The 21,519-nt window shown below is 73.5% G+C and carries 22 protein-coding genes; 2 read left to right on the forward strand and 20 right to left on the reverse strand.

Annotation, left to right across the window (positions count from 1 at the left end; translation table 11 throughout):
• Positions 1-354 precede the first annotated feature (354 nt).
• From eda to zwf, 4 genes are read right to left on the reverse strand one after another with little or no spacing between them, the layout of a single operon-like run.
• A complete protein-coding gene (eda, locus tag AB0H21_RS11435) occupies positions 355-969 on the reverse strand; it encodes a bifunctional 4-hydroxy-2-oxoglutarate aldolase/2-dehydro-3-deoxy-phosphogluconate aldolase (RefSeq protein WP_358514671.1) in 615 nt (204 codons plus the stop codon).
• Entirely contained in the window at positions 966-2,018 is a 1,053-nt protein-coding gene (locus AB0H21_RS11440) for a glucokinase (protein WP_358514673.1), read from the reverse strand. The genes eda and AB0H21_RS11440 overlap by 4 nt, the downstream gene beginning before the upstream one ends.
• Positions 2,015-3,931 carry a phosphogluconate dehydratase gene (gene edd, locus AB0H21_RS11445; protein ID WP_358514675.1) on the reverse strand — a complete coding sequence of 639 codons (1,917 nt, stop codon included), beginning with the start codon at positions 3,929-3,931 and terminating at the stop codon, positions 2,015-2,017. Before edd ends, AB0H21_RS11440 begins: the two co-directional genes overlap by 4 nt.
• The gene (zwf, locus tag AB0H21_RS11450; protein WP_358515409.1) at positions 3,928-5,376 is read right to left on the reverse strand and encodes a glucose-6-phosphate dehydrogenase; all 1,449 of its coding nucleotides are present in this window, start codon (positions 5,374-5,376) and stop codon (positions 3,928-3,930) included. Before zwf ends, edd begins: the two co-directional genes overlap by 4 nt.
• Positions 5,377-5,613: 237 nt before the next feature.
• Between zwf and AB0H21_RS11455 the strand changes: the two genes are divergently transcribed.
• The gene (locus AB0H21_RS11455; RefSeq protein WP_358514677.1) at positions 5,614-6,870 is read left to right on the forward strand and encodes an ROK family transcriptional regulator; all 1,257 of its coding nucleotides are present in this window, start codon (positions 5,614-5,616) and stop codon (positions 6,868-6,870) included.
• On the opposite strand, the gene AB0H21_RS11460 is transcribed toward AB0H21_RS11455, so the two are convergent.
• Entirely contained in the window at positions 6,785-7,510 is a 726-nt protein-coding gene (locus AB0H21_RS11460) for a DUF2470 domain-containing protein (protein WP_358514679.1), read from the reverse strand. The two genes, AB0H21_RS11455 and AB0H21_RS11460, sit on opposite strands and share 86 nt — an antisense overlap.
• Before the next feature lie 94 nt (positions 7,511-7,604).
• Here AB0H21_RS11460 and rpsD point away from each other — a divergent pair, with 94 nt between their 5' ends.
• The gene (rpsD, locus tag AB0H21_RS11465; RefSeq protein ID WP_358514681.1) at positions 7,605-8,219 is read left to right on the forward strand and encodes a 30S ribosomal protein S4; all 615 of its coding nucleotides are present in this window, start codon (positions 7,605-7,607) and stop codon (positions 8,217-8,219) included.
• Positions 8,220-8,260: 41 nt separating this feature from the next.
• Here rpsD and AB0H21_RS11470 read toward each other — a convergent pair whose 3' ends face one another.
• The 15 genes from AB0H21_RS11470 to AB0H21_RS11540 all read right to left on the reverse strand — a co-directional run bounded on the left by AB0H21_RS11470 (position 8,261) and on the right by AB0H21_RS11540 (position 21,454).
• Positions 8,261-8,686, reverse strand: coding sequence for a GtrA family protein (locus tag AB0H21_RS11470; RefSeq protein ID WP_358514683.1), 426 nt, complete (start codon positions 8,684-8,686; stop codon positions 8,261-8,263).
• Positions 8,683-10,002: a glycosyltransferase 87 family protein gene (locus AB0H21_RS11475; RefSeq protein WP_358514685.1), complete on the reverse strand. Its 1,320-nt coding sequence runs from the start codon at positions 10,000-10,002 to the stop codon at positions 8,683-8,685. The genes AB0H21_RS11470 and AB0H21_RS11475 overlap by 4 nt, the downstream gene beginning before the upstream one ends.
• A gap of 2 nt (positions 10,003-10,004) precedes the next feature.
• A complete protein-coding gene (locus AB0H21_RS11480) occupies positions 10,005-10,985 on the reverse strand; it encodes a glycosyltransferase family 4 protein (RefSeq protein WP_358514687.1) in 981 nt (326 codons plus the stop codon).
• An 8-nt stretch (positions 10,986-10,993) separates the two neighbouring features.
• Positions 10,994-11,776, reverse strand: a complete 783-nt coding sequence (locus AB0H21_RS11485) for a glycosyltransferase (protein ID WP_358514689.1) — start codon at positions 11,774-11,776, stop codon at positions 10,994-10,996.
• A complete protein-coding gene (locus AB0H21_RS11490; protein ID WP_358514691.1) occupies positions 11,773-12,540 on the reverse strand; it encodes a transglutaminase-like domain-containing protein in 768 nt (255 codons plus the stop codon). Before AB0H21_RS11490 ends, AB0H21_RS11485 begins: the two co-directional genes overlap by 4 nt.
• Positions 12,541-12,566: 26 nt before the next feature.
• Positions 12,567-13,703 carry an acyl-CoA dehydrogenase family protein gene (locus AB0H21_RS11495; protein ID WP_358514693.1) on the reverse strand — a complete coding sequence of 379 codons (1,137 nt, stop codon included), beginning with the start codon at positions 13,701-13,703 and terminating at the stop codon, positions 12,567-12,569.
• 40 nt (positions 13,704-13,743) lie between these two features.
• On the reverse strand, positions 13,744-15,255 hold the full coding sequence (locus AB0H21_RS11500; RefSeq protein ID WP_358514695.1) for an AMP-binding protein: 1,512 nt from the start codon (positions 15,253-15,255) through the stop codon (positions 13,744-13,746).
• Positions 15,256-15,365: 110 nt separating this feature from the next.
• Positions 15,366-16,196 (reverse strand): hypothetical protein, encoded by an 831-nt coding sequence (locus tag AB0H21_RS11505; protein WP_358514697.1) that lies wholly within the window; start codon positions 16,194-16,196, stop codon positions 15,366-15,368.
• Positions 16,193-17,617 carry an MFS transporter gene (locus tag AB0H21_RS11510; RefSeq protein WP_358514699.1) on the reverse strand — a complete coding sequence of 475 codons (1,425 nt, stop codon included), beginning with the start codon at positions 17,615-17,617 and terminating at the stop codon, positions 16,193-16,195. Before AB0H21_RS11510 ends, AB0H21_RS11505 begins: the two co-directional genes overlap by 4 nt.
• Positions 17,618-17,662: 45 nt before the next feature.
• Complete coding sequence (locus AB0H21_RS11515) at positions 17,663-18,406, reverse strand: HAD family hydrolase (protein WP_358514701.1); 744 nt, start codon at positions 18,404-18,406, stop codon at positions 17,663-17,665.
• Complete coding sequence (locus AB0H21_RS11520; protein WP_358514703.1) at positions 18,403-19,353, reverse strand: pseudouridine-5'-phosphate glycosidase; 951 nt, start codon at positions 19,351-19,353, stop codon at positions 18,403-18,405. Before AB0H21_RS11520 ends, AB0H21_RS11515 begins: the two co-directional genes overlap by 4 nt.
• 112 nt (positions 19,354-19,465) lie before the next feature.
• Complete coding sequence (locus AB0H21_RS11525) at positions 19,466-19,840, reverse strand: ectoine synthase (RefSeq protein ID WP_358514705.1); 375 nt, start codon at positions 19,838-19,840, stop codon at positions 19,466-19,468.
• A 46-nt stretch (positions 19,841-19,886) separates the two neighbouring features.
• Positions 19,887-20,138: an acyl carrier protein gene (locus AB0H21_RS11530; protein ID WP_358514707.1), complete on the reverse strand. Its 252-nt coding sequence runs from the start codon at positions 20,136-20,138 to the stop codon at positions 19,887-19,889.
• 462 nt (positions 20,139-20,600) lie between these two features.
• Positions 20,601-20,783 carry a MerR family transcriptional regulator gene (locus tag AB0H21_RS11535; protein WP_358514708.1) on the reverse strand — a complete coding sequence of 61 codons (183 nt, stop codon included), beginning with the start codon at positions 20,781-20,783 and terminating at the stop codon, positions 20,601-20,603.
• Positions 20,780-21,454 (reverse strand): hypothetical protein, encoded by a 675-nt coding sequence (locus AB0H21_RS11540; protein WP_358514710.1) that lies wholly within the window; start codon positions 21,452-21,454, stop codon positions 20,780-20,782. The genes AB0H21_RS11535 and AB0H21_RS11540 overlap by 4 nt, the downstream gene beginning before the upstream one ends.
• Between the last annotated feature and the right edge of the window lie 65 nt (positions 21,455-21,519).

Here is a 21,519-nt window from a genome sequence, read left to right on the forward strand (position 1 = left end):
GGGGCCCGCGGGCGCCGGGTGAGGCGGCCGCGGGCCCGGGATCCATGAACGTCGCATCGGGTCGCGGCGACCTCCATGGTCGTTCGCCCGGCGCCCGAGGGAGGAGTGGGCGCGGACGAGGTCGTGGCCGGCTTGGCAGGGATGGCCCCGGCGATGTCGGCCACCGGCGGGTCGGCCCGGCCAAGCGGCGGTCACGGACACGATCATCAGGTGGCCACCGTACCGGCTACGGGCGGTTATCCCCGCATACCAGGGCATGGCGTAAATATCGCGCTACGGGTGAACCTGCCGTTGATTGTCCCATGCGCGGAGGGGCGGCGGCCTCGCGTCAGAGGCTGGGGTTCGGGACCCTGGTCAGGCGCGGAGGGCGGCGGCCTCGGCGGCGAGCTTCTCGACACGGGCCCAGTCGCCGGAGGCGAGCGCGTCCGGGGGCGTGAGCCAGGTGCCGCCGACGCAGCCGACGTTGGGCAGCGCCAGGTATTCCCGCGCGTTGTCCGGGCGGACGCCGCCCGTGGGGCAGAACCGCACCTCGGGGATCGGCCCGGCCAGCGCCTTGAGGTACGCGACCCCTCCCGCCGGACCGGCCGGGAAGAACTTCAGCTCGGTCAGGCCCCGCTCGGCGAGCGCGAGCACCTCGGAGGCGGTCGCCGCGCCCGGCAGGAACGGCAGCCCGCCGCCCTGCATCGCGTCGGCCAGTGCGGGGGTGGTGCCGGGGCTGACCAGGAACTTCGCGCCCGCGTCCACCGAGGCCCGCACGTCGGCGGGGGTCCGTACGGTGCCCGCGCCGATCATCGCCTTGGGGACCTCGGCCGCGATCCGCTCGATGGCGCCGAGGGCGGCCGGGGTGCGGAGCGTCACCTCGATGACCGGCAGGCCGCCCGCCACCAGCGCCCGTGCCAGCGGGACGGCCGTCTCCGCGTCGTCGATGACGACCACGGGGATCACGGGGGCGAGGTCGAGGATGCTCACGTGGTCGTGCTCCTTGCTTGCTGTGCGTGGAATGGGTGGGCCTCCGGGGATCCGGGGCGGGCGCGGTGCGGCGTGGCGGCGGGGGACGGGTCCGTCCGCTGGGCGAGCCAGGCCGCCGCGCCGATGAGCGCGGGCTGTTCGGCGACGATCGCCGAGGTCGCGATGCCCGTCAGGTAGCCGGACAGGACGAGGTTGGCCTCGAACCGGCGGCGGAAGTCGCTCGCGCGGATCCGGTCGACGATCCTCGGCACGATCCCCCCTCCGAGATAGATACCGCCTCGCGCACCCAGCGTAAGGGCGACGTTCGCCGCGAAGCTTCCCAGAAGCCCGCAGAATACGTCCACCGTAAGCGCGCACAGCGAATCATCCACACGGGCCACGATCTCGGACGCGGGAAGCGGCGCGACCGGCGTGCCGTTCACCAGCGCGAGCCCGTGACGCAGGCGCGTCAGCCCGGGGCCGGACAGCAGGTGCTCGGCGTCCACGAACGCCATCCCGTCCGCCCGCAGCGCCCGCACGATCTCGTACTCCAGGTCGGTGACGGCGGGCGCCGTGACGTGGCCGCCCTCCCCGGGCACCGGGACCCAGCCGTAGCGGGCGGGGACGAGCCCGGCCACGCCGAGGCCGGTGCCCGGCCCGAGCACGGCCTTCACCATGTCCGGGGCGGGGGCGGGGCCGCCCAGGGACGCCAGGTCGCCGCCCTCCAGATGCGGCAGGGCCAGGGCCAGCGCCTCGAAGTCGTTCAGCAACTCCACGTGCGGGATGCCGAGGGCGGACACCGAGCCGGACCAGCCCGCGTTGGTGAGGCGGTAGCGGTCGCCGGCGACCGGCCCGGCGATGGCCAGGCTCGCCGCGGCGGGCCGCACCCCTCCGGCGTGGTCGCCGAGGTAGGCGTCCACGGCCTGCGGCAGCCCGTCGAACTCGGCCACCGCGAGCACGACGATCTTCTCGGGCCGCCCGCCGGGCCGGGTGACCAGGCCGAACCGGGCGTTGGTGCCGCCGACGTCGGCGACCAGCCAGGGGGCCTCCGGCGTGGGCGGGCCGCTCACGCCCGTCCCTCTCCGCCGGCCGTCACGAGCGCCGCGGCCCGCGCCGCCTCCGCGTCGAGGCCGTTCGCGCCGCCCTCCGCGCCGCTCACGGCGAAGATCCCGGCGCCCCGCTCGGCCGGTCCCGCCGCGCGTCGGAACGCGGCGAACAGCTCGCGCCCGGTGCCCACCCACTCGTCGTCGCGCAGCGGCCGGCCTTCGGGGGTGCGTGAGGCCAGCTCGCCCTCGGGGAGCAGGACGTTGAGCGTGCCCGCGCCGGAGTCCAGCCGGACCCGGTCGCCCTCGCGCACCAGCGCGATCGGCCCGCCGTCCGCCGCCTCGGGGGACAGGTGGATGGCGGCCGGGACCTTGCCCGACGCGCCCGACATGCGCCCGTCGGTGACGATCGCCACGCGCTGGCCCCGGTCCAGCAGCACGGCCAGTGGCGGGGTGAGCTTGTGCAGCTCGGGCATGCCGTTGGCGCTCGGCCCCTGGTAGCGGATCACCGCGACGAAGTCCTGGCCGTCCAGCTCCCCGGCCTCGAACGCGGCGAGCAGCTCGGACTGGTCGTCGAACACCTTGGCCGGGGCCTCGATCACCAGGTGCTCGGGCCTGACGGCCGACACCTTGCTCACCGCGCGGCCGAGGTTGCCGCTGAGCATGTGGATGCCGCCGTCGGCCGAGAACGGGTCGGCGACCGGCCGCAGGACGTCCGGGTCGGCGCTGACGGGCGCCCGCTCCTCCCAGGCGACGCCGGCGCCGGTGAGCGCGGGCGCGCTTCGGTAGTGGCCGAGCCCGCGCCCGGCGACGGTGAGCACGTCCTCGTGCAGCAGGCCGGAGTCCAGCAGGTCGCCCATCAGCGCCTGCATGCCGCCCGCCGCGTGGAAGTGGTTCACGTCGGCCTGGCCGTTGGGGTACATGCGGGTGAGCAGGGGGACGGCCTTGGACAGCGCGGCCAGGTCGTCCCACATCAGCTCGACGCCCGCCGCGGCGGCGATGGCGACCAGGTGCATGGTGTGGTTGGTCGACCCGCCGGTGGCCAGCAGTGCCACAGCGGCGTTGACCAGCGCCTTCTCGTCGACCACCTCGGCCACGGGGGTGTACTCGGGCCCGTGCGCGGTGATCTCGACGGCGCGCCGGGCCGCGGCCCGCGTGAGCCCGTCGCGCAGCTCGGTGCCCGGGTTGACGAAGGTGGAGCCCGGCAGGTGAAGGCCCATGACCTCCATGAGCACCTGGTTGGAGTTCGCGGTGCCGTAGAACGTGCAGGTGCCGGGGGAGTGGTAGGACTTGGCCTCCGCGTCCAGCATCTCGCCGCGCCCGATCTTGCCCTCGGCGAAGAGTTGGCGGGTGCGCGCCTTGACCTTGTTGGGCAGTCCGGACGGCATGGGCCCCGCGGGCACGAAGACGGCGGGCAGGTGGCCGAAGTGCAGCGCGCCGATGAGCAGCCCCGGCACGATCTTGTCGCAGACGCCGAGCAGCAGCGAGGCGTCGAACATGTCGTGCGACAGCGCGATCGCCGTGGCCATCGCGATGACCTCGCGGCTGTAGAGCGACAGCTCCATCCCGGCGCGGCCCTGGGTGACGCCGTCGCACATCGCGGGCACCCCGCCCGCGACGTGCGCCACGCCGCCCGCCTCGCGCACGGCCTCCTTGAGGATGGCCGGGTAGGTCTCGTACGGCTGGTGCGCCGACAGCATGTCGTTGTACGCCGTCACGATCGCCACGCCCGGACGCTCGGCGCCACGCAGGACCAGCTTGTCGGCGGGGGAGCAGGCGGCGAACCCGTGGGCGAGGTTGGCGCAGCCGAGCGCCGTGCGGGCCGGGCCGCGCCGCTTCGCCTCGCGGGCGGCCTCGCCGACCCGGGCGAGGTAGACGTCGCGGGTGCGGGCGCTGCGCTCGGCGAGGCGCTCGGTGACCTCCTGGACGGTGCGGTTCACGGCAGGTCCTCCTCGTGCCAGGTACGGCCGCTGCGGCCGAGCAGTTCATGGGCCGCCGCGGGGCCGCTGGTGCCGGCGGTGTAGGGCTCGGGGAGGGCGTCGCGCGACTCCCACGTGGCGATGATCGGGTCGATCCAGCTCCAGGCGGCCTCGACCTCGTCGCGGCGCATGAACAGCGTGGGGTTGCCGGCGAGCACGTCCATCAGCAGCCGTTCGTACGCCTCGGGCACGCGGGCGCGGAAGGTGTCGGCGAAGCTGAGGCTGAGCGGGACCGGGCGCGGGATGACGTCCCCGGCGCCGGGCTCCTTGGCCATGATGTGCAGGTGGATGCCTTCGCTGGGCTGCAGGCGCAGCACCAGCCGGTTGGGGCTGCCACCGGGGAAGATCGAGTGCGGGACGTCCTTGAACTGGACGACGATCTCCGAGCGGCGGTAGGGCATGCGCTTGCCGGTGCGCAGGTAGAACGGCACGCCGGCCCAGCGCCAGTTCTTCACCTCGGCGCGGATCGCGGTGAACGTCTCCACGTGCCGCGAGGCGTCGGTCGGCGGGGTCTTGTCCGGCTCATCCAGGTAGCCGGGGACGGCGCGCCCGTCCACCTCGCCGGCCGCGTACTGGCCGCGGACGGTGAACCGGTCGGCCTCGGTGCCGCTGATCGGCCGCAGCGACTGGAGCACCTTGACCTTCTCGTCGCGGATCGACTCACGGTCGCCCCGCGAGGGCGGTTCCATCGCGACCAGGCACAGCAGCTGCAGCAGGTGGTTCTGCACCATGTCGCGCAGCGCGCCCGCGTGGTCGTAGTAGCCGCGCCGCCCGGGCGTGCCCACCGACTCGGCGGCGGTGATCTGCACGTGGTCGATCCACAGGGAGTTCCAGATCGGCTCCAGGAACGCGTTCGCGAACCGCAGCACGAGCAGGTTCTGGACCGTCTCCTTGCCCAGGTAGTGGTCGATGCGGAAGATCTGGCGCTCCTCGAAGATGGCGCCGACCTCGTCGTTGATGCGCCGCGCGCCCTCGAGGTCGCGGCCGAGGGGCTTCTCGAGCACCACGCGGGAGCGGGGGGTCACCAGGCCCGCGGCGTGCACGGCGCGGCAGAACGGGCCGAACGTCATCGGCGGGCTGGCCAGGTAGAAGATCCTGTCGGAGCCCTCGCGCCCGGCGAGCATGCGGGTGAGCCGGCCCCATCCGGGGTGGGTCTGGGTGTCGGCGGCGACGTCGGCCGTGACGTGGTGCAGGCGGCCGAGGAAACGATCCCATCCCTCGGCGTCGTCGGCGTGCAGGCCGGGCCGCACCTCGGCCTCGACCTTGCCGCGGAAGTCGGCGTCGTCGAGCCCGGCGCGGGACAGGGCGATGATGCGGGTCTCCGGCGCGAGCCGCCCGTCGCGGTCGCTGTGATAGAGGGCCGGGAGCAGCTTCCGCATGGAGAGGTCGCCGGTGCCGCCGAACACGACGAGGTCGGCGGCGTGCGCCGTGGGGCGCTCGGGGGCCGCTCCGGCCGCGGCGGTGGCGGCGGGCGGCGGGGGCGCTGTCGATGGCTCAGGCACGGGGGTGCTCCGTCGTTCCGTCAACTAGGACAGATCGGACAGTAACCGGAACTTTGGCCGTGCACAAGCACGGTTTTGCATTATCAGGTGAGGAACTTAGGAACGTTGAGTTACAAAAGAGGGTGTGATTAGACTTGGTCGATGGTTCGACGATCAGGCCCCGCGCTCGCCACGAGCGGTGAGGTGCTCCACCTCATCCGCAGCGGCGAGGCGGTGACGCGTGCCGACATCGGCAGGGTGACCGGCCTCTCGCGTCCCGCGGTGGCGCTGCGCGTCGGTGAGCTGCTGGAACGCGGCCTGGTCGTCGAGGACACCGAGGGCCCCTCCACCGGCGGCCGCCCGCCCGCGCGTCTCGCGTTCAACGCCGCCGGGGGCGTCGTGCTGGTCGCCTCGCTCGGCGCCAGCCGCACCCAGGTCGCGCTGTGCGACCTCGCCGGGGCCGAGCTGGCCCGCACCGACCTGGAGATCGACGTCGAGCGCGGCCCCGGCGTGGTGCTGCCCATGCTGATGGACATCTGGGAGGATCTGCTGGACGGCAGGCCGATGTCCTCGGTGCGCGGCGCCGGCCTCGGCGTGCCCGCCACCGTCGAGTTCGCCGCGGGCCGCACCGAGAGCGCCCGGGTGATGGCGAGCTGGACGGGCGTGGTGATCCCGCCGCTGATCTCCGCGCGCTACCCCGTGCCGGTGTTCGTGGACAACGACGTCAACGTCGTCGCGATGGGCGAGTACCGCGCGGCGTACGCGCCCGAGGTGGCCGACCTGCTGTTCGTGAAGGTCTCGACGCGCATCGGCGCCGGGGTGATCGCCGGGGGCGAGATCCTGCGCGGCGCGCTCGGCGCGGCCGGCGAGATCGGCCACATCCCCGTCCGCGACGGCGGCGGGGTGCTGTGCCGGTGCGGCAACATCGACTGCGTCGACTCGGTGGCGAGCGGCACGGCCATCCTGCGCGACCTGCGGGCGCGGGGCCGCGAGGTCGGCTCGCTGGCGGACGTCGTGACGCTGGTCCGCGCGGGCGACGCCGAGACGATGACGATCGTGCGCCGGGCCGGCCGCCTGCTCGGCGAAGTGATCGCCAGCGCCGTCAACCTGCTCAACCCGTCGGTCGTGGTGCTCGGCGGCGACGTCGCCGAGAAGTTCCAGCCGCTGGTCTCCGGCGTGCACGAGGTGGTCTACCGGCGCTCGACGGCGCTGTCCACGCGCAGCCTGCGCATCGAGCGCAGCCGGCTCGGGCCCGGCGCGGGCATCACCGGCTGCGCGCTGATGGTGATCGACCACATCCTGGCGCCCGAGGCGGTCGACGCCTCGCTCGGGGTCAGCGGCACGAGCCCATCAGGTGGCCCAGGGCCCGTTCCAGGTCACGCGGCCCGGCGGCCGGTACCGGCCAGGGGATTCGGATGAGCGTGGGCGACTCGCCGCCCGCGCGCACGGTCGCGCCGTAGCGGTCCAGCTCCCACAGCCACGCGTCCGGGGCGGGCTCGCCGGTCAGCGCCTCGACGGCCCGGCGGAGCGCCTCGCGGTGGGCCTCGTTCACGTGCCGCAGCATGCCCTCGGCGGCGTCCATGATCGGGTCGGGCTCGGTACCGAGGTAGTCGTCGGCGTCCAGCATGCCGGACTCGTCCCCTGTCAGGTAGATGACGAACCCGACGTCGACGCGGAACAGGCGCGGACCGCCGGGGCGGCCCTCCACGGCGGCGAACAGCGCCTCGTCCGGGCAGCGCCCGGCCACGGTGACGGCCGCCTCCCGGACGTCCGCGGCGGGCACCGCCTGCGCCCAGCCCTGCATCTTGAGCAGGCCGCGCGGGTGGTCCACCCCGCCGAGGCTGCGGGTCGCGGCGAGGTCGACGGTCACGACGACGTCCTCGGACGCCGGGACGGCGTGCAGGGGCTCACCGGGCTTGACCAGCAGCAACGGGCGCCCGGCGCGGTCCACCCCGCCGCGCGCCACGTGGGCCGAACCGGCGAGTGAGACGTGGGTCGGGGCGGCGGCCGACGCCAGGCTGCGGATACGTTCGGAGGTGGGGGGGACCGTCACAGGCATGGCGTGGCTCCTGGTGTCGTTCGAGTTCGCGTCGCGCATGTAATTAAGGTTAGGCTTCCCTTACTTAGGCTTACCTAATCACAGCGAGGTCATCGTGCGCTACACAGGACCCAAGGTGCGGCTATCCCGGCGGGCGGGGACGCCGCTGACGCGAAAGGCCGTCCGCTACTTCGAGAGGCGGCCGTACCCGCCCGGCGTGCACGGCCGCTCCACCAGCCGGCGCACCGCGGGCGACTACGGCGTCCGCCGGCTGGAGAAGCAGAAGCTCCGCTGGTACTACGACGTCTCAGAGAAGCAGATGCGCAGGTACTGGGACCTGGCGCTACGCCGTCCCGGCCGCTCCGGGGCCGAGCTGCTCACCATCCTGGAGAGCCGCCTGGCGTCCCTGGTGATGCGCGCCGGGCTGGCCCCGTCCATCTACGCGGCGCGCCAGTACGTCAACCACGGCCACATCACCGTCGACGGCCGCAAGGTCGACATCCCCAGCTATCTGGTGAGCCCCGGGCAGACCGTCGCCGTCCGGCAGAGGTCACGGGCCATGCAGCCCTTCGTCGCGGCGGCCGAGGGCATCTACGCCGACGAGATCACCGCGCCCTACCTCGACGTCGACCTCCGTGACCTGCGGTTCACGCTGGTCGGCAGGCCGGAGCGGACGCAGATCCCCGTCCTGGTGGACGAGCAGCTCGTCGTCGAGCATTACTCGCGCTGAGCGCGGCGGCCACGCCGGGGCGCGCACCCCGGCGGGCCGCGTCAGGCCGGCGCCAGGAAGACCCACCTGCGGTACGACCAGAACCGGAAGAGGGTCCCGAGGACGTATCCGGCCAGGTTGGCCAGGTTGAGGCTCACCGGGTCGCGCAGCCCGAGGACGTGCTCGGCGAACGCGATGCACGCGAGCCCGGCCAGCAGCGCCAGGCCGTTCAGCAGGAAGAACAGCACGTACTCCCGGCCCATGCCGCCACGCGCGCGGTCGTGCCAGGTCCAGTGCCGGTTGGCGAGGTAGGCGAACGTCGTCGCGGCCACCGTGCCCGCCACCTTGGCCGCCGGCGGTCCCCAGCCGAGGGCGTAGTGCAGGAGGTTGAAGCCGCCGGTGTCGACCAGGGTGGCGACGACACCGACGGCCCCGAACTTCGCGACCTCGCCCGCCAGGGCGGCCCGCCGTTCGCGCGGCCCGCTCACCGGGTCTCGGGCTCGGGCGCGAACCGCCTCGCGGGCAGCGCCTCGCGTCCCGTGGGCGCCGGCTCCGGGACCTGCGGCGCGGCGGCGGCGACGGGCGCGCCGCGGAAGTGCCGCCGCACCCACAGCGGGCCCAGCAGCAACAGCGCCAGGCCGGTCAGCGGGAACATGTTCGCGACCACCTGCTGCCACAGCGCCAGGTCCATGGGCGCGGGCGGCGCCTCCTGGATGCCGACGATCATGAAAACCCGCACGGTGAAGATCGCCGCCAGCAGCGCCGTGCCGATCGCCACCCCCACGGCCCGCTTGGTGTACGCCCAGATCGCCAGCCAGATCAGAAGCGGGATCACGTACACCCAGTGGTGCTCCCAGCTCACCGGGGAGATCAGCAGCCCGGTGATCGCGGTCGCCGAGAAGCCGAGGAAGTCGGCGCCCCTGCGGAACGCGTACGCGGCGACCGCCAGGCCGTACGCCCCGACGGCCACCATCACGACCAGCCACCACTGCGAGAACGCGTCGCTGGCCAGCACCCGCGCCAGCATGCCCGCGAGCGACTGGTTCGGCGTGTCGAACACCCCGCCCGCGCGGGAGGAGTGGAACACCAGGCCGCCCCAGTACGTCAGCGAGTCGGCCGGACGCACCAGGAAACCGATGGCCGCCGTGCCGAGGAACGCCAGGGTCGCGTTGCGCGCCGCGCCCCACCGGCGGGTGAGCAGCAGGTAGAGGATGAAGATCAGCGGGGTGACCTTGAGCCCGGCGGCGATGCCGATGCCGATGCCCTTCCAGCGGCCCTCCGGCCTGCGGAAGTCCAAGAGCACGAGCAGCAGCAGGAACATGTTGATCTGTCCGGCGACGAGTTGCACCCGCACCGGCAGCAGCCAGGCCGTCAGGATCAGCCCGGCGATCGTCAGCACGGCCCTGACCCGGCCGTCGCGGACGCCGGCGATGCCCAGCGTCATCCAGACCACGGCGCCGAGCGCCATCAGCGAGACGGCGTTCCACACCAGGCTCGCCGTCGCGGCGGGCAGGAACGACAGCGGGACGAAGAACAGGATCGCCGTGAGCGGCGGGTACAGGTACGGCATCGGGCCGTACAGCGGGCTCATCACCACCAGGTCGTACAGCGACTGGCCGTCGCGCACGGTGTGGCCGCTGGCCAGGTAGACGGTCAGGTCGACCGTCCACCGCTGGCTCCAGTACGAGTCGTGCCGGTAGACGTACGCGGCGATCAGCGCGAGCACCACCGAGGTGACCGCGACCGCGGACCAGGTGATCACCCGGAGCGGGAGGCGCGTGGCGGATTTCTGGGGGGTGGACATGGTCATCCTCTCGATGTGCCGGTGAACGGCCGGCCGGAGTCCGGGCCGGATGGTGCGGCGGCGGAGGGGCCCTGGGGGCCCGCGAGCAGGTCCTCCCAGGTGGCGACCCGGATCAGCGCGTCCTCGACGCCGAGCCGGTCGAGCACGCCGAGCGCGTCGTACTCGTCGCAGCCGTTGAGCAGCAGGCTCACCGTCCCGCCGCAGACGCCGACCTCGTCGGACGCGCGCAGCTCGGCGCCGGGCGCCGGGACGGGACCGGCGGTGTAGCGGACCAGCGTCGCCAGGTCGGACCGCGCGTACCGGCGGTCGGGCGTGCCGCGCCGCCGGGACCGGTCGCAGCCGAGCTGGTGGGCCACCACGCCCGCCAGCAGCCGGGCGCTGCGCTCCCACCGCTCGCCCGGCTCGGGGGATCCCTGGTCGGCGCCGGCCGGGACCACGAAGATCGGCCCGCGGAAGCCGCGCCGGCGCCGCAGCTCGTGCCGGAAGGACGCCGACGGCGCGGCGACGGCCCGGCCGCGGCGGCTCCACCGGGCGAGCGGCCCGGCCAGGAAGCCCTCCAGCGCCGCCGCCGGCCAGAACCGCCCAGCGGGGGCCGGCGGGCGGCTGTCGTCGTGGACGACCTGCACGACCGGCACCCGCCGCCCGCTGATCATCGCCACGGCGAACGCCATGCGGCTCGTGCAGTCGACGACGGCGTCGAAGCGCTCGCCCCGGCGCAGCAGGCGCAGCACCGTGCGCGGGTACATGCCGAGCGCCTCGCCGGAGCGCAGCACCTCGATGCCGTCGATGACCTCGTGGGCCGCCGCCCCCGGTGGGCGGGTGGCGGCCCAGGTGACGTGTGTGCCCCACATCACCCAGAGCCGGGCGATCCGGTGCAGGTAGCGTTCCGCCGCCCCGGCCTGCGGGTGCCCGACGTCGCGCCGGCTCACGATCAGCACATGACGCCCGCCGAGGGGCCGGTCCGCGCTCATCTCCGTGCTCATCTCCGTGCTCATCGCGCGTCCGCCCGGTACAGGCGCAGCAGGTCGGTGAACGCGGGCACGCCGTCGTGCAGCGGCCGGAACGTCGAGCGCGCGTCGTCGGTCCACTCCACCGGGACCTCCACGATGCGGCCCCCGGCCTGGCGGATCCGCCGGAGCAGCTCGACGTCGAACGCGAACCCGCTCACGCGGCACCGGGCCAGCGCGTCCTGCACCGCGCGCCGCTCGAATATCTTGAACCCGCACTGGGTGTCGTGGACGCCCGGCAGCAGAGGACGGGCGAGCATGCGGAACACCGCGCCGCCGGCCCTGCGCCGCAGCGGCTGCGGGTGGACGAACCGGGCGCCGGGCGCGTGCCGGGAGGCGATGGCGGCGGCGGCCCCGTCCCGTAGCTCGGCCATCGCCCGGGTCAGCGTCCGCACCGGGGTGGACAGGTCGGCGTCCACGAAGCCCGCGAACCGCGCGCCGCTGCCCGCGAGGCCCCGGCGCACCGCCGCGCCCTTGCCGGGACGCGAACAGCCGATGGCCACCGTTTCCACCCGGGACTCCACCAGGCCCCCGTCCGCGGCCCCCACCACGGCGGTCGTGTCGTCGGTGCTGCCGTTGTCGACCACCACGACCCGCGACCGCCACGGCTGCTCACCGAGGAACGAGGTCAGCGCGCGCAGCGTCTCCGGGAGGCGGCCCGCCTCGTTGAAGGCGGGCACGATCAGCTCCAGGTCCACGACGGTCCTGGTGGGGGGCCTGCGCCCGGCGCGCGGGCCCGCCGTGGCGCCGGCCGGCCCGCCCGTCACGACGCACCGGTCCGTAACGCCGCGTCCGAGGTGCCGGGCCCGGTCGCGTCGGCGACCAGCGAGCCGGCCGCCGTCCTGTCGCCGCTCTCGAACAACCGCGGGTGCGCCCGGCGGATCCCGCCGACCACCATGTCGTACGGGACGTCGTCGAAGTCGCCGTGCGCGCGCAGGAACTCCATGTGCCGCCGGCCGTCCTCGTCGTACGGGTGGTACATGCTGTCGGCGCGGCCGTCGAACTCCAGCGGCTTGATCTTGTAGAGGGTGCACAGCATCTTGTTGAACACCGGCGTCGCCTTCACCCACCTGCCCTCCAGGAACACCGTGGTGAGGCTGTGGAAGCAGAACACGTTGCCGCCCATCAGCGCCTCCAGCCGAGGGGAGGCCAGGTGGTTGCGGACGTCGCCGTAGTAGATCCTGCTCGGTATGCCGACCGACCGGACGGCCGCCGCGTACACGATCGACTTGTGCACGCAGAAGCCCATCCCGCGCCGGATGGTCGAACTGGCCCTCAGCCCGTCGCGCGACAGGTCGGCGCCGTACACCTCGTAGTGGATGCCGTCCCGGACCGCGTAGTACAGCGCGCACGCCCGCTCGACGTCGGTCATGCCCGCGCCGCCGTCCGGCAGGGCCTTGGCGACGAAGTCCTGGACGATCTCGCTGTCGTGGTCGAGGAACTCGGTGACGCGCAGGAGGTCGTCACCGGGGGCGCCGGCGGTCCCGGCCGGGCCGATGGGGGTGACGGGGTGCGTCGATGGCATGGTCATCGTTGGCTCTCTTCCTCGCGTCTGTGTCAAAGGCCGATCATGCTGGCGATGCGCTGGCGCTGGATGTCGGAGGTGCCGGAGTAGATGGTCCCGCCGACCGCGTTGCGCAGGTCTTTCTCCAGGCCGTACTCGGCCGTGTAGCCGTAGCCGCCGAACACCTGGACGGCGGCCAGCGCGGAGGTCACGTTCCCCTCGCTGGCGAGCAGCTTGCTGATGGCGATGTCCACGGTGACGTTCTCGCCGTCGCGCAGCTTGGCGGCGGTGTCGTACAGCCACTTGCGCGCGGTCTCCGTCGCGATCTTCATCTCGACGATCTTGTTCGCGATCGACTGGTAGGCGCCGATCGGCCTGCCGAACTGCGTGCGCGTCCGCGCGTACCCGGCGCAGCGCTCCAGGCGGTGCTGCATCTCGCCGACGTTGACGATGAAGGAGCAGAGGATCTCCCACTTCATCACGTGGTCCATGATCAGGAACCCGGCGCCGGGGGATCCGATGACGTTCGCCGCCGGCACCCGGCAGTCGTCGAAGAACAGTTCGCACAGCGGCGAGGTGCGCAGGCCCATCTTCGCGACGGGCCTGCCCACGGTCAGCCCCGGCGTGTCCCGGTCCACCAGCAGCGCCGTGATCGCGGCGGGGCTGCCGCGCCTGCCGGTGCGCGCGTAGACGACGAAGACGCCGGCCACCGGGCCGTTGCTGACGAACGACTTGGCCCCGTTGAGCACGTACGCGTCGCCGTCCAGGACGGCCGACGTGCGCATCGCCATGACATCGGAGCCGCCTTCCGGCTCGGTGATGGCGTGCGCGCCGATCACCGAGCCGTCGCAGACGCGCCGCAGGTAGCGGTCCTTGATCGCGGGCGACCCGAACCGCTGCAACGGGACGCCCGTGCTCACCATGTGCGTCGACACCGAGAAGCTCAGCCCGCCGTCCCGGCAGGCGTACCCCAGCCCCTCCAGCACGTACATCGTGGTCAGCAGGTCCTGGCCGAGCCCTCCCCACGCGGGGTCGAACGGCAACCCGAACAGGCCGGTCTCGCGCAGGCGCGCCCAGCCGTCGCCGGGGAATCCGGCGACGGCGTCGCGCTCGACATGCTCCTTGCTGAGCACGTCGCCGAGACCCTCGATGGCCGCGCGCAGCGCGCGCTGATCCTCATTCCACACCATGATCCTCGAACCTTCGTCAGGGGTGGCCGACCGCGGGCGGTCAGGCCGTCACAGGGGTGAACGCCATCCGGCGCCGCCGCACCGAGGTGCGGTCGATCTTCCCGGTGGACGTGCGGGGGAGCGCCTGGTCGACGATCTCGATCACACCCGGGATCGCCGTCCTCGGCAGGCCGGCCGCGCAGTGCACGCGCAGCCGCAGGCCGTTCATGCCGGAGCCGGGCCGGCGGCGGACGACCGCGTGCAGGACATTGCCCGCCGCCTCGTCCGGGACCGCGACGACCGCGGCCTCCAGCACCTCGGGGTGGGCGAGGACGACCCGCTCGACCTCCTGCAGGTTCGTCCGCACGCCGCGCACCTTCACCTGGTGGTCGTTGCGCCCGGTCAGGAACACCAGCCCGCGCTCGTCGCGGCGGACGAGGTCGCCGGTGCGGAAGTGGCCGTCGCGCCACCGCTCGCGGTCCAGCCTCGGCTCGGAGTACCCGCGCGACTGGAACGGCGTGGCGACCACCAGCTCGCCCGCGCCCGCGCCGGTCACCACCTGGCCCGACTCGTCGACGATCGTGGCGTGCACGCCCTCGATCGGCCGTCCGATCGGCACGACGCCGAGCTCCCGGGACTCCTCCAGCGTCACCTCGTGCAGGAAGCTGTCGTTGGTCTCGGTGCAGCCGTAGATGTTCCACATGCGGGCGTTCGGGAAGGTCGCCGCGGCGCGCTCCAGCAGCGTGAGCGGCATGACGTCCCCGGTGAACATCACCTCCCGCACGCCGGGGAACACCCGGCCGGCGCGGCTCGCGGCCTCGGTGGCCAGGCGGAAGAACATGGGGACGGCCTGGATCACGTCCGGCTCGCGCTCCCCGCACAGCCCGGCGAGGTAGGAGCCGTCGGCGGCGCGGCCGGGGTCGACCAGCTCCACGCACGCCCCCGCCGACAGCGACGCCCACACGTCCAGCAGGCACAGGTCGAAGTTCAGCGGCGCGTAGTTGAGCACCCGGGCGCCGGGCCCGATGCCGAACCGGCCCGCCGCCCACTCCATGAACCGGTCGACGCCGCCGGCGGACAGCACGACGATCTTGGGCAGGCCCGTCGACCCGGAGGTGGTGAGCAACAGTCCCGGCTCGGATAGGGCACCGGTCGCCGGTGAGCCCGCCGGCGCGGCGGGGTCGGACGCGCCGCCGAGCTCGGACGCCGCGCGCGCCGTGACCCGGAATGCGAGCGGGTCGTCGCCCCCGGCCTCCAGCACGTGCGTGCACCCGACCCGCACACACAACTCGGCCAGCGCCATCGGCCCGAGCCCCTCCGAGGGCAGCAGCACCCGCCTGCCGGCGCGGACGCAGGCGATGAGCAGGGCGATCGTCTCCGGCGACTTGCGCGCCGGCACGCAGACGGGCGCTCCTTCGGGGACGCCCGCCGCGCCGAGCGCCGCGTACGCGCGCTCGGACATGCCGGCGAGTTCCCCGTATCCGACGACGCGCTCCCCCCACGAGAGCGCGGGCGCGTCCGGCCGTTCTCTCGTCCGCCGGGCGAACGCGGCCACGAACGAACTGGATGGCATGAGGACTCCTTGCAAGCGAAAGGCCGCCATGGGGCGGCATGACGAAGCCCGCCGGCAGGCGCCGCTCACGGCGGGCGCCCGGGCGGGCCGGAACGTGCGGGACGGGGGCGTCAGGCGGCCCGCGTCCGGGGGGCCAGCAGCCGTCCCGCCCCCGGGACGGGCGTCCGGACGCCCGTCAGGTCGAGCAGGCGCCACAGGCACGCCTGGTTCGAGGTGACCACCGGGACGGACAGGTGCCGCTCCAGGCTCTCGATGGCCTCCCAGGAGCGGAAGCCGCTGCCCGGGATCAGCACGCCGTCCGCGTCCGGCGGGAACGCGGCCGCCACCTGGCGGTGCACCTCCTCGGGGTCCACCTCGAAGCGGCCTCCCCGGTCGAAGAGCCGGTGCCTGCGGACGCCCTGCCAGCGGGCGCCGAGCTCGAACTGCAGCAGGCCCGCCACCTCGAACCCCGTCGCCGCCAGATAGCCGCGCGTGGCGGCGAACGTCGGCGCGGTGAACCACGGCGGCACGACCACGAGCGGCCTGCGCACGCCGGTCGCCGCCAGGGCCAGGCGGATCGCCTGCCCGGCGGTGTAGACCGGGGTGCCGCCCGCGAGGGCGGTCGCCGCCGCCGAGAACCCGTCGTCGAACGCCGGCCCGCCGAAGAAGCTGGCCGAGCCGAAGCAGAAGCAGATCGCCGACAGGTCCATCTGGCCGAGCTGCGCCAGCCCGCGCCGCACGTCCGGCGACTCGATCACCTCGTGCCACGGCGTGCCGGTGTACTCGGCGCCCCCGGAGGTCGGGCTCTCGAACCGCGCCGCGTGGACGGTGGTGCCCGGCGGGGCCATGCCCCACAGCTCCGCCTCGACCACCGGGTCGTTGTGGATGACCAGCACCCCGAGCCGCGCCACCCACGACCACGCGTTCGGCGCGCCCTCGTGCCCCTTCATGTCCGCGTTCATGACGGCGCCTCGGCGAGGTCCGCGGCCGGGGCCGTCCGGCGGGACCGTCCCCGGGTCAGGCCTGTCCAGCTCAGGACGGCGCCGATGCCCGCGGCCGCCGCCGTGGTGGCGAAGGCCCAGCCGAAGTCGCCCGCCCCCGGGTTCGGGCCGAGCACCAGGACCAGGATCGCCACGCCGAGCGCGCCGCTCATGTACTGGGCGGTCGTCATCATCGCGCTGCCGACGCCCTGGTTGCGGTCGGCGATGTCGGCGGTCCCCGCGATGAACATCGACACGTAGGTGACGCCGTGCCCGAAGCCGGTCAGCAGCAGGCCCGGCAGCAGGTTGAGCACGTACCCGTCCCCGTGCACCTGCGCGGCGAGCAGCAGCAGCCCCGCCGCGTCGGCGGCGAACGCCAGCGTGAGCGCGAGCCGCACGCCGACCGCGGCGACGATGCGCGCCGACACCGCGTTGGCCACCGCGATCGCCACCGCCATCGGCAGGAACGCCAGCCCCGCCGCGAGCGGGCCGTACCCGCGCAGTTGCTGGACCAGCAGCGTCACGACGAAGAACTGGTTGCCGACGCTGGCCATGTAGAACGCGGTGGAACCGCACCCGACCAGCAGCGACCGTGTACGCCGCAGCAGCGGGTCGACCAGCGGCTGCGGGCTGCGCCTCTCCTGCAGGACGAACGCCACCAGCAGGACGGCGGCCGCGCCGAATGCGGCGAGCGTGCCCGCGTGCGTCCAGCCCTGCGTCGAGGCCTGGGTCAGCGCCAGCGCGGCGGACAGGACGGTGCCGGTGCACAGCACCCCGCTCGGGACGTTCAGCGGCGAACGCCGGCGCGTGGCCCGGTCGCCCTCCGGCAGCAGCTTCGGCGCGGCCAGCGCGCAGACGACGGCGAGCGGCAGGTTGATGAGGAAGACCCAGCGCCACGACATCGTGGTGAGGAGCCCTCCGATGATGACGCCGGCCGCCAGTCCCGACGCGCCGACCGTGCCCCACACCGACAGCGCCCGGTTGCGGGCCGGTCCCGTGGCGAAGGAGGTGTTGATCAGCGCGATCACCGCCGGTTGCAGGACGGCGGCGGCGACGCCCTGCACGGCACGGGCCACCAGCAGCGGCGCGGCGCCCGGGGCCAGGCCGCCCGCCAGCGAGGCGACGCCGAACAACAGCATCGCGATGACGAACAGCGTGCGCGGCCCGAACCGGTCCGACGCCCGCCCCCCGACGATGAGGAAGCCGGCGAAGAACACGGCGTACCCGCTGACCACCCACTGCACGGAGCTCTGGCTCAGCGCGAGGTCGTGGCCGATGCTCGGCAGCGCGATGTAGACGATGGAGTAGTCGAGTGCGATCAGGAACTGCGCCACGGCGAGGACGGCGAGGGCGCCGCCCGCCGACCGGCGCCGCGCGGCGGTACCGGTGGCCGATGGGGTCATGAAGATCACCTGTGTGAGATCGAGGGGGATGGTCGTCGGGATGGGTCAGGTGAGGGACGGGTGGAGCGGCAGGGAACCCGGGACGCCGGGAACGCCGAGGACGCCGGCCAGCTCGGCCGTGGAGCCGAGCACGGCGCGCGCCCCCGCGTGCCGGAGCTGCTCGGCGGTGGCGACGCCGCAGCCGACCCCGTAGCCGTCCATTCCCGCGGCGCGGGCCATGCGCATGTCGTCCACCGCGTCGCCGGCCACGACGCACCGCCCGGGCGGCACGCCGAGCGCGCCGGCCGCGAGCAGGGCGAGGTCGGGGTACGGCTTGCCCCGCTCGGTCATGCCGTGGCAGGACAGCGTGTCGAAGGCGCCGAGCAGCCCGGCCGCCGCGAGCAACTCCTCGGTGCTGGGCCTGACCTTGCTGGTGACGACGGCCAGCGCCCGTCCTCCCGCCCGCAGCGCGGTCAGGAGCTCCGGGACGCCCGGGTACACCAGGCCGGCGGCGTGGGGGATGACCAGCTCGGTGAACAGCTCGCGGGCGCGGGCGACGGCGCGGGTCACCTCCGGGTGGTCCTCGGGCAGGCCCAGCAGGACGGCGAACGAGGGCGCCAGCGGCCTGCCGATGGTGACGCGCAGCCGCTCGCCGTCCGCCTCGCGCCCGGCCTCCGCGAGGACCGCGCGCAGCACCGTCAGCATGCCGCCCGGCGTGTCGACCAGGGTGCCGTCCAGGTCGAACAGGACCGCGTCCACAGCGTCCACACCGTCCGCAGGGTCCACGGAGTCCCCAGGGCCGCCGTTCACGCGGCGCTCTCCCCCGGCGTCCAGCGCCCGGCCATGGCGGCGGCGACCTCGGCGGCGAGCGCGCTGGTGGACAGCAGCACCGACCGGTTGGCCTCCCCGGTGCGCCCGTCGGTGGCCGCGGACACCGCCTTGAGGATGTGCGGCGTCATCGACGGCCCGCTGACCCCGGCGCGCTCGGCCTCGGCCTGCTTCTCGTGGATCAGCGCGTAGATCTCCTCCGACGGCAGCGCGTCGTGCGCGGCGATCGGATGGGTGACCACGAAGGCGCCGCGGTTGCCGACCTGCCAGTGCGTGCGGATCGCCGTGGACAGCTCTCGCATGTCGTCGATGCGCCGCGGGTTGCGCCGCCCGCTGGAGACGCTGTAGTAGGCGGGAAAGTCGTCGCAGCGGTAGCCCACCACCGGGACGCCCTGGGTCTCCAGATATTCGAGCGTCAGCGCCGGGTCCAGCAGCGACTTGGCCCCCGCGCAGACCACCGCCACGCGGTGCCGCGTGAACTCCACGAGGTCGGCCGAGATGTCGAAGGTCCGCTGCGCGTCGAAGTGGACGCCGCCGATGCCCGCGACCGCGAAGACGCCGATCCCGGCGTACCCGGCGGCGACCAGCGCGGCCGAGACCGTCGTGCCTCCGTGGCCGCCGGCGGCGAGGACGGGGCCGAGGTCGCGGGAGCCGACCTTGGGGATCGTGGGCGTGGTCGCGAACAGCTCGATGTCCCGCTCGGACATGCCGATCACGAACCGGCCGTCCACGATGCCGGTGCGCGCGGGGACGGCGCCGTTCGCCCGGATCGTCTTCTCCATGCCAAGGGCGGTCTCGAGGTTCATGGGGTACTTCAGGCCCTGCACGATGCCCGAGGACTCCAGGGCCACCACGGGCAGTCCCGAGGCGAGGGTGTCGGCGACCTCCTCGGAGATCGAGTACAGGCTCGTCCGGTCGTGAAAGGACATGGGCAGTTCCTCCGTTGACGTGGTCAAGGTCGTGGATCGGATCGTCAAGGGCCCGGGGGGTCGTCGCGCCCCCGAATGCGGCACGGCCCGCCGCCCCCCGGGAACGGCCCCGTCAGTAGTGCGAGAACTCGTCGCTGTCGAAGCTGTGCCGCTCGTCGCCCTGCAACGGCGGGTTGAAGACGCTGATGAGCTCCATGTCGCCGCCCGGGTCGGCGATGAGGAAGTGCTCGTCATGCCGGTCCAGCGCGTAGATCACGCCCGGGCGGATCTCGTGGACGGTCCCGTCGGAGGCGATCACCTGGCCGCTGCCGGCAATGCAGTAGCAGGCCTCAAGGTGCCTGCGGTAGTGCAGCGGGGACTTCGACCCGGCCCGGACCACCGTGTGGGCGACCGTGAACCCCATGTTGTCCGTCTCGAGGAGAAACCGGTAGCTGAGGCCGTTTCCCCATTCGACGCACTTCACCTCGGACCTGTCGCGAACGATCATTTCACTGCACCTTTCCTCAGTAGCTATGACGTGGATATGAAGCGGTTCAGACGAGACTGCGGGTTTCCCGGACGAATCCCTCGATGGATTCCACCGAGCTGAACTGCGCAGGGGAGATGTTCGCCTCCCCGAGGGGAATGTCGAACCTGTCGCCCACCCACGCGATGAGGCGCAGCAGGCCGAGGCTGTCGACCACCCCCTTGTCCAGAAGGTCCAGATCGGCCGGCAGTTCGTCGGCGGGCACGTCGGGGGCGAAGTTCGTCACGATGAACTGCTTGATCTCGGCTTCCATGGACATGGGCCACTCCTTCCAGGGGTTCTGACGGGGTTCCGGCACCGCTGTGCCCGCGCGTCCTCGCCGAGGCGCGGCAGCGCCGGGAACGGCCGCGCGCGGGGGCGCGGCCGTTCCCTGAAATGGCTGGAAAACGCGATTCTCGCGGGTCATTCGGATACCGCGTGCGCGCGGCCGGGTGAATGCCTCCGGTATGACGGGAGGAGGCCGGCCTTAAGTGCGGGTATTCGCGCGGGAGGCCCTAGAAAGGGGCCGGGCGGTGATCCGGCGCCGGGCACAGCGGTGCCGTGGGAAAAGCGTGACATCCCGTACGGCCGCGAGTCAACCTCTGCGGGAAATCTCGCTTACCAGTTTCATGAGCGTGCTCGCCGGATGTTTGGCGACATGCGAATGAGGCCCTTCGCCGTTGAAGGACCTCGGTTCACGGGGGGAACGCGGCGGGTGCGCGGAAAGGACCTGATAGCGGGATCAGGGGTTGACACTCGCCACGAGAAGGCGTAGTTCATCCAGGTCGTATTCGGCGCGCCCCGGACTGCCGTAGCGGGTCAGCTTCCCCCGGCTCGCCCATTTGCGGATCGTCGCCTGCGACACCCCGGCCGCCAGGGCGGCGAGGTCGGTCGGCACGGTCCGCCGCCTCGGCGCGGGGCTCACAGCGCGTCCCCGGCGGGCACCGGGTCGGCGCCGGCGGGCCCGTCGAGCAGGGCCCGGTCCAGCGGCCTGCCCAGCAGCAGCCACTCCCGCGGGTGCCACACGTGACCCGCCTCGCAGCTCACCTCGGACGCCCGCCCCGGGCCGCTCTCGGCGTACAGGGACAGCGAGCATCCGGGGTTCGCGCACGATCCGATCTCACGCCGGGACCCGTCCCGGGGCTCAAGCACGGCCCGCGCGGCGGCGGCGACCTCCGCGATCTCCTCGGTCAGCGAGCGTGCCGCCGGGTGTCCGAGCAGCCAGTCTAGGTGCTCGCCCAGGAAAACGGCCAGCCGCGTGACCTGCGAGGATCGAGGCCCCGGCGTCCCGCGCTCGTCGGCGACGAGCGCCGTCCAGCACGCCAGGAAGGCGACCACGTCTCCGCGCGCGGACACCGCGTCCTCGTTCAGGCTGATCCCCGAGGGCCGCCTGCCGCTCACCCGTTCGGTGAAGGACCGCGGGCCGGAGGTCAGCGCCTCGGCGCACGCCTCGTGCAGGTCCGGCAGCGCCAGCAGCCCACGGCGCGCGGACGCGCGGCACGCGGCGCAGACCCGCAGGCCCGGCAGCGCGGGTGGACGCGCGTCGCCGGAGGCGGGCCGGTGGCACAGGGGTGCCTCACACGGGTGGTTCGTCATGCTGTTCTCCTCTTGGCGGGCCGGCGCGCTCGTGGGGCGCCGGATTGAGGGAGGGGCCGTTATCA

This window comes from Sphaerisporangium sp. NPDC051011, assembly GCF_040653595.1.
In the GTDB taxonomy this organism is placed as follows: domain Bacteria; phylum Actinomycetota; class Actinomycetes; order Streptosporangiales; family Streptosporangiaceae; genus Sphaerisporangium.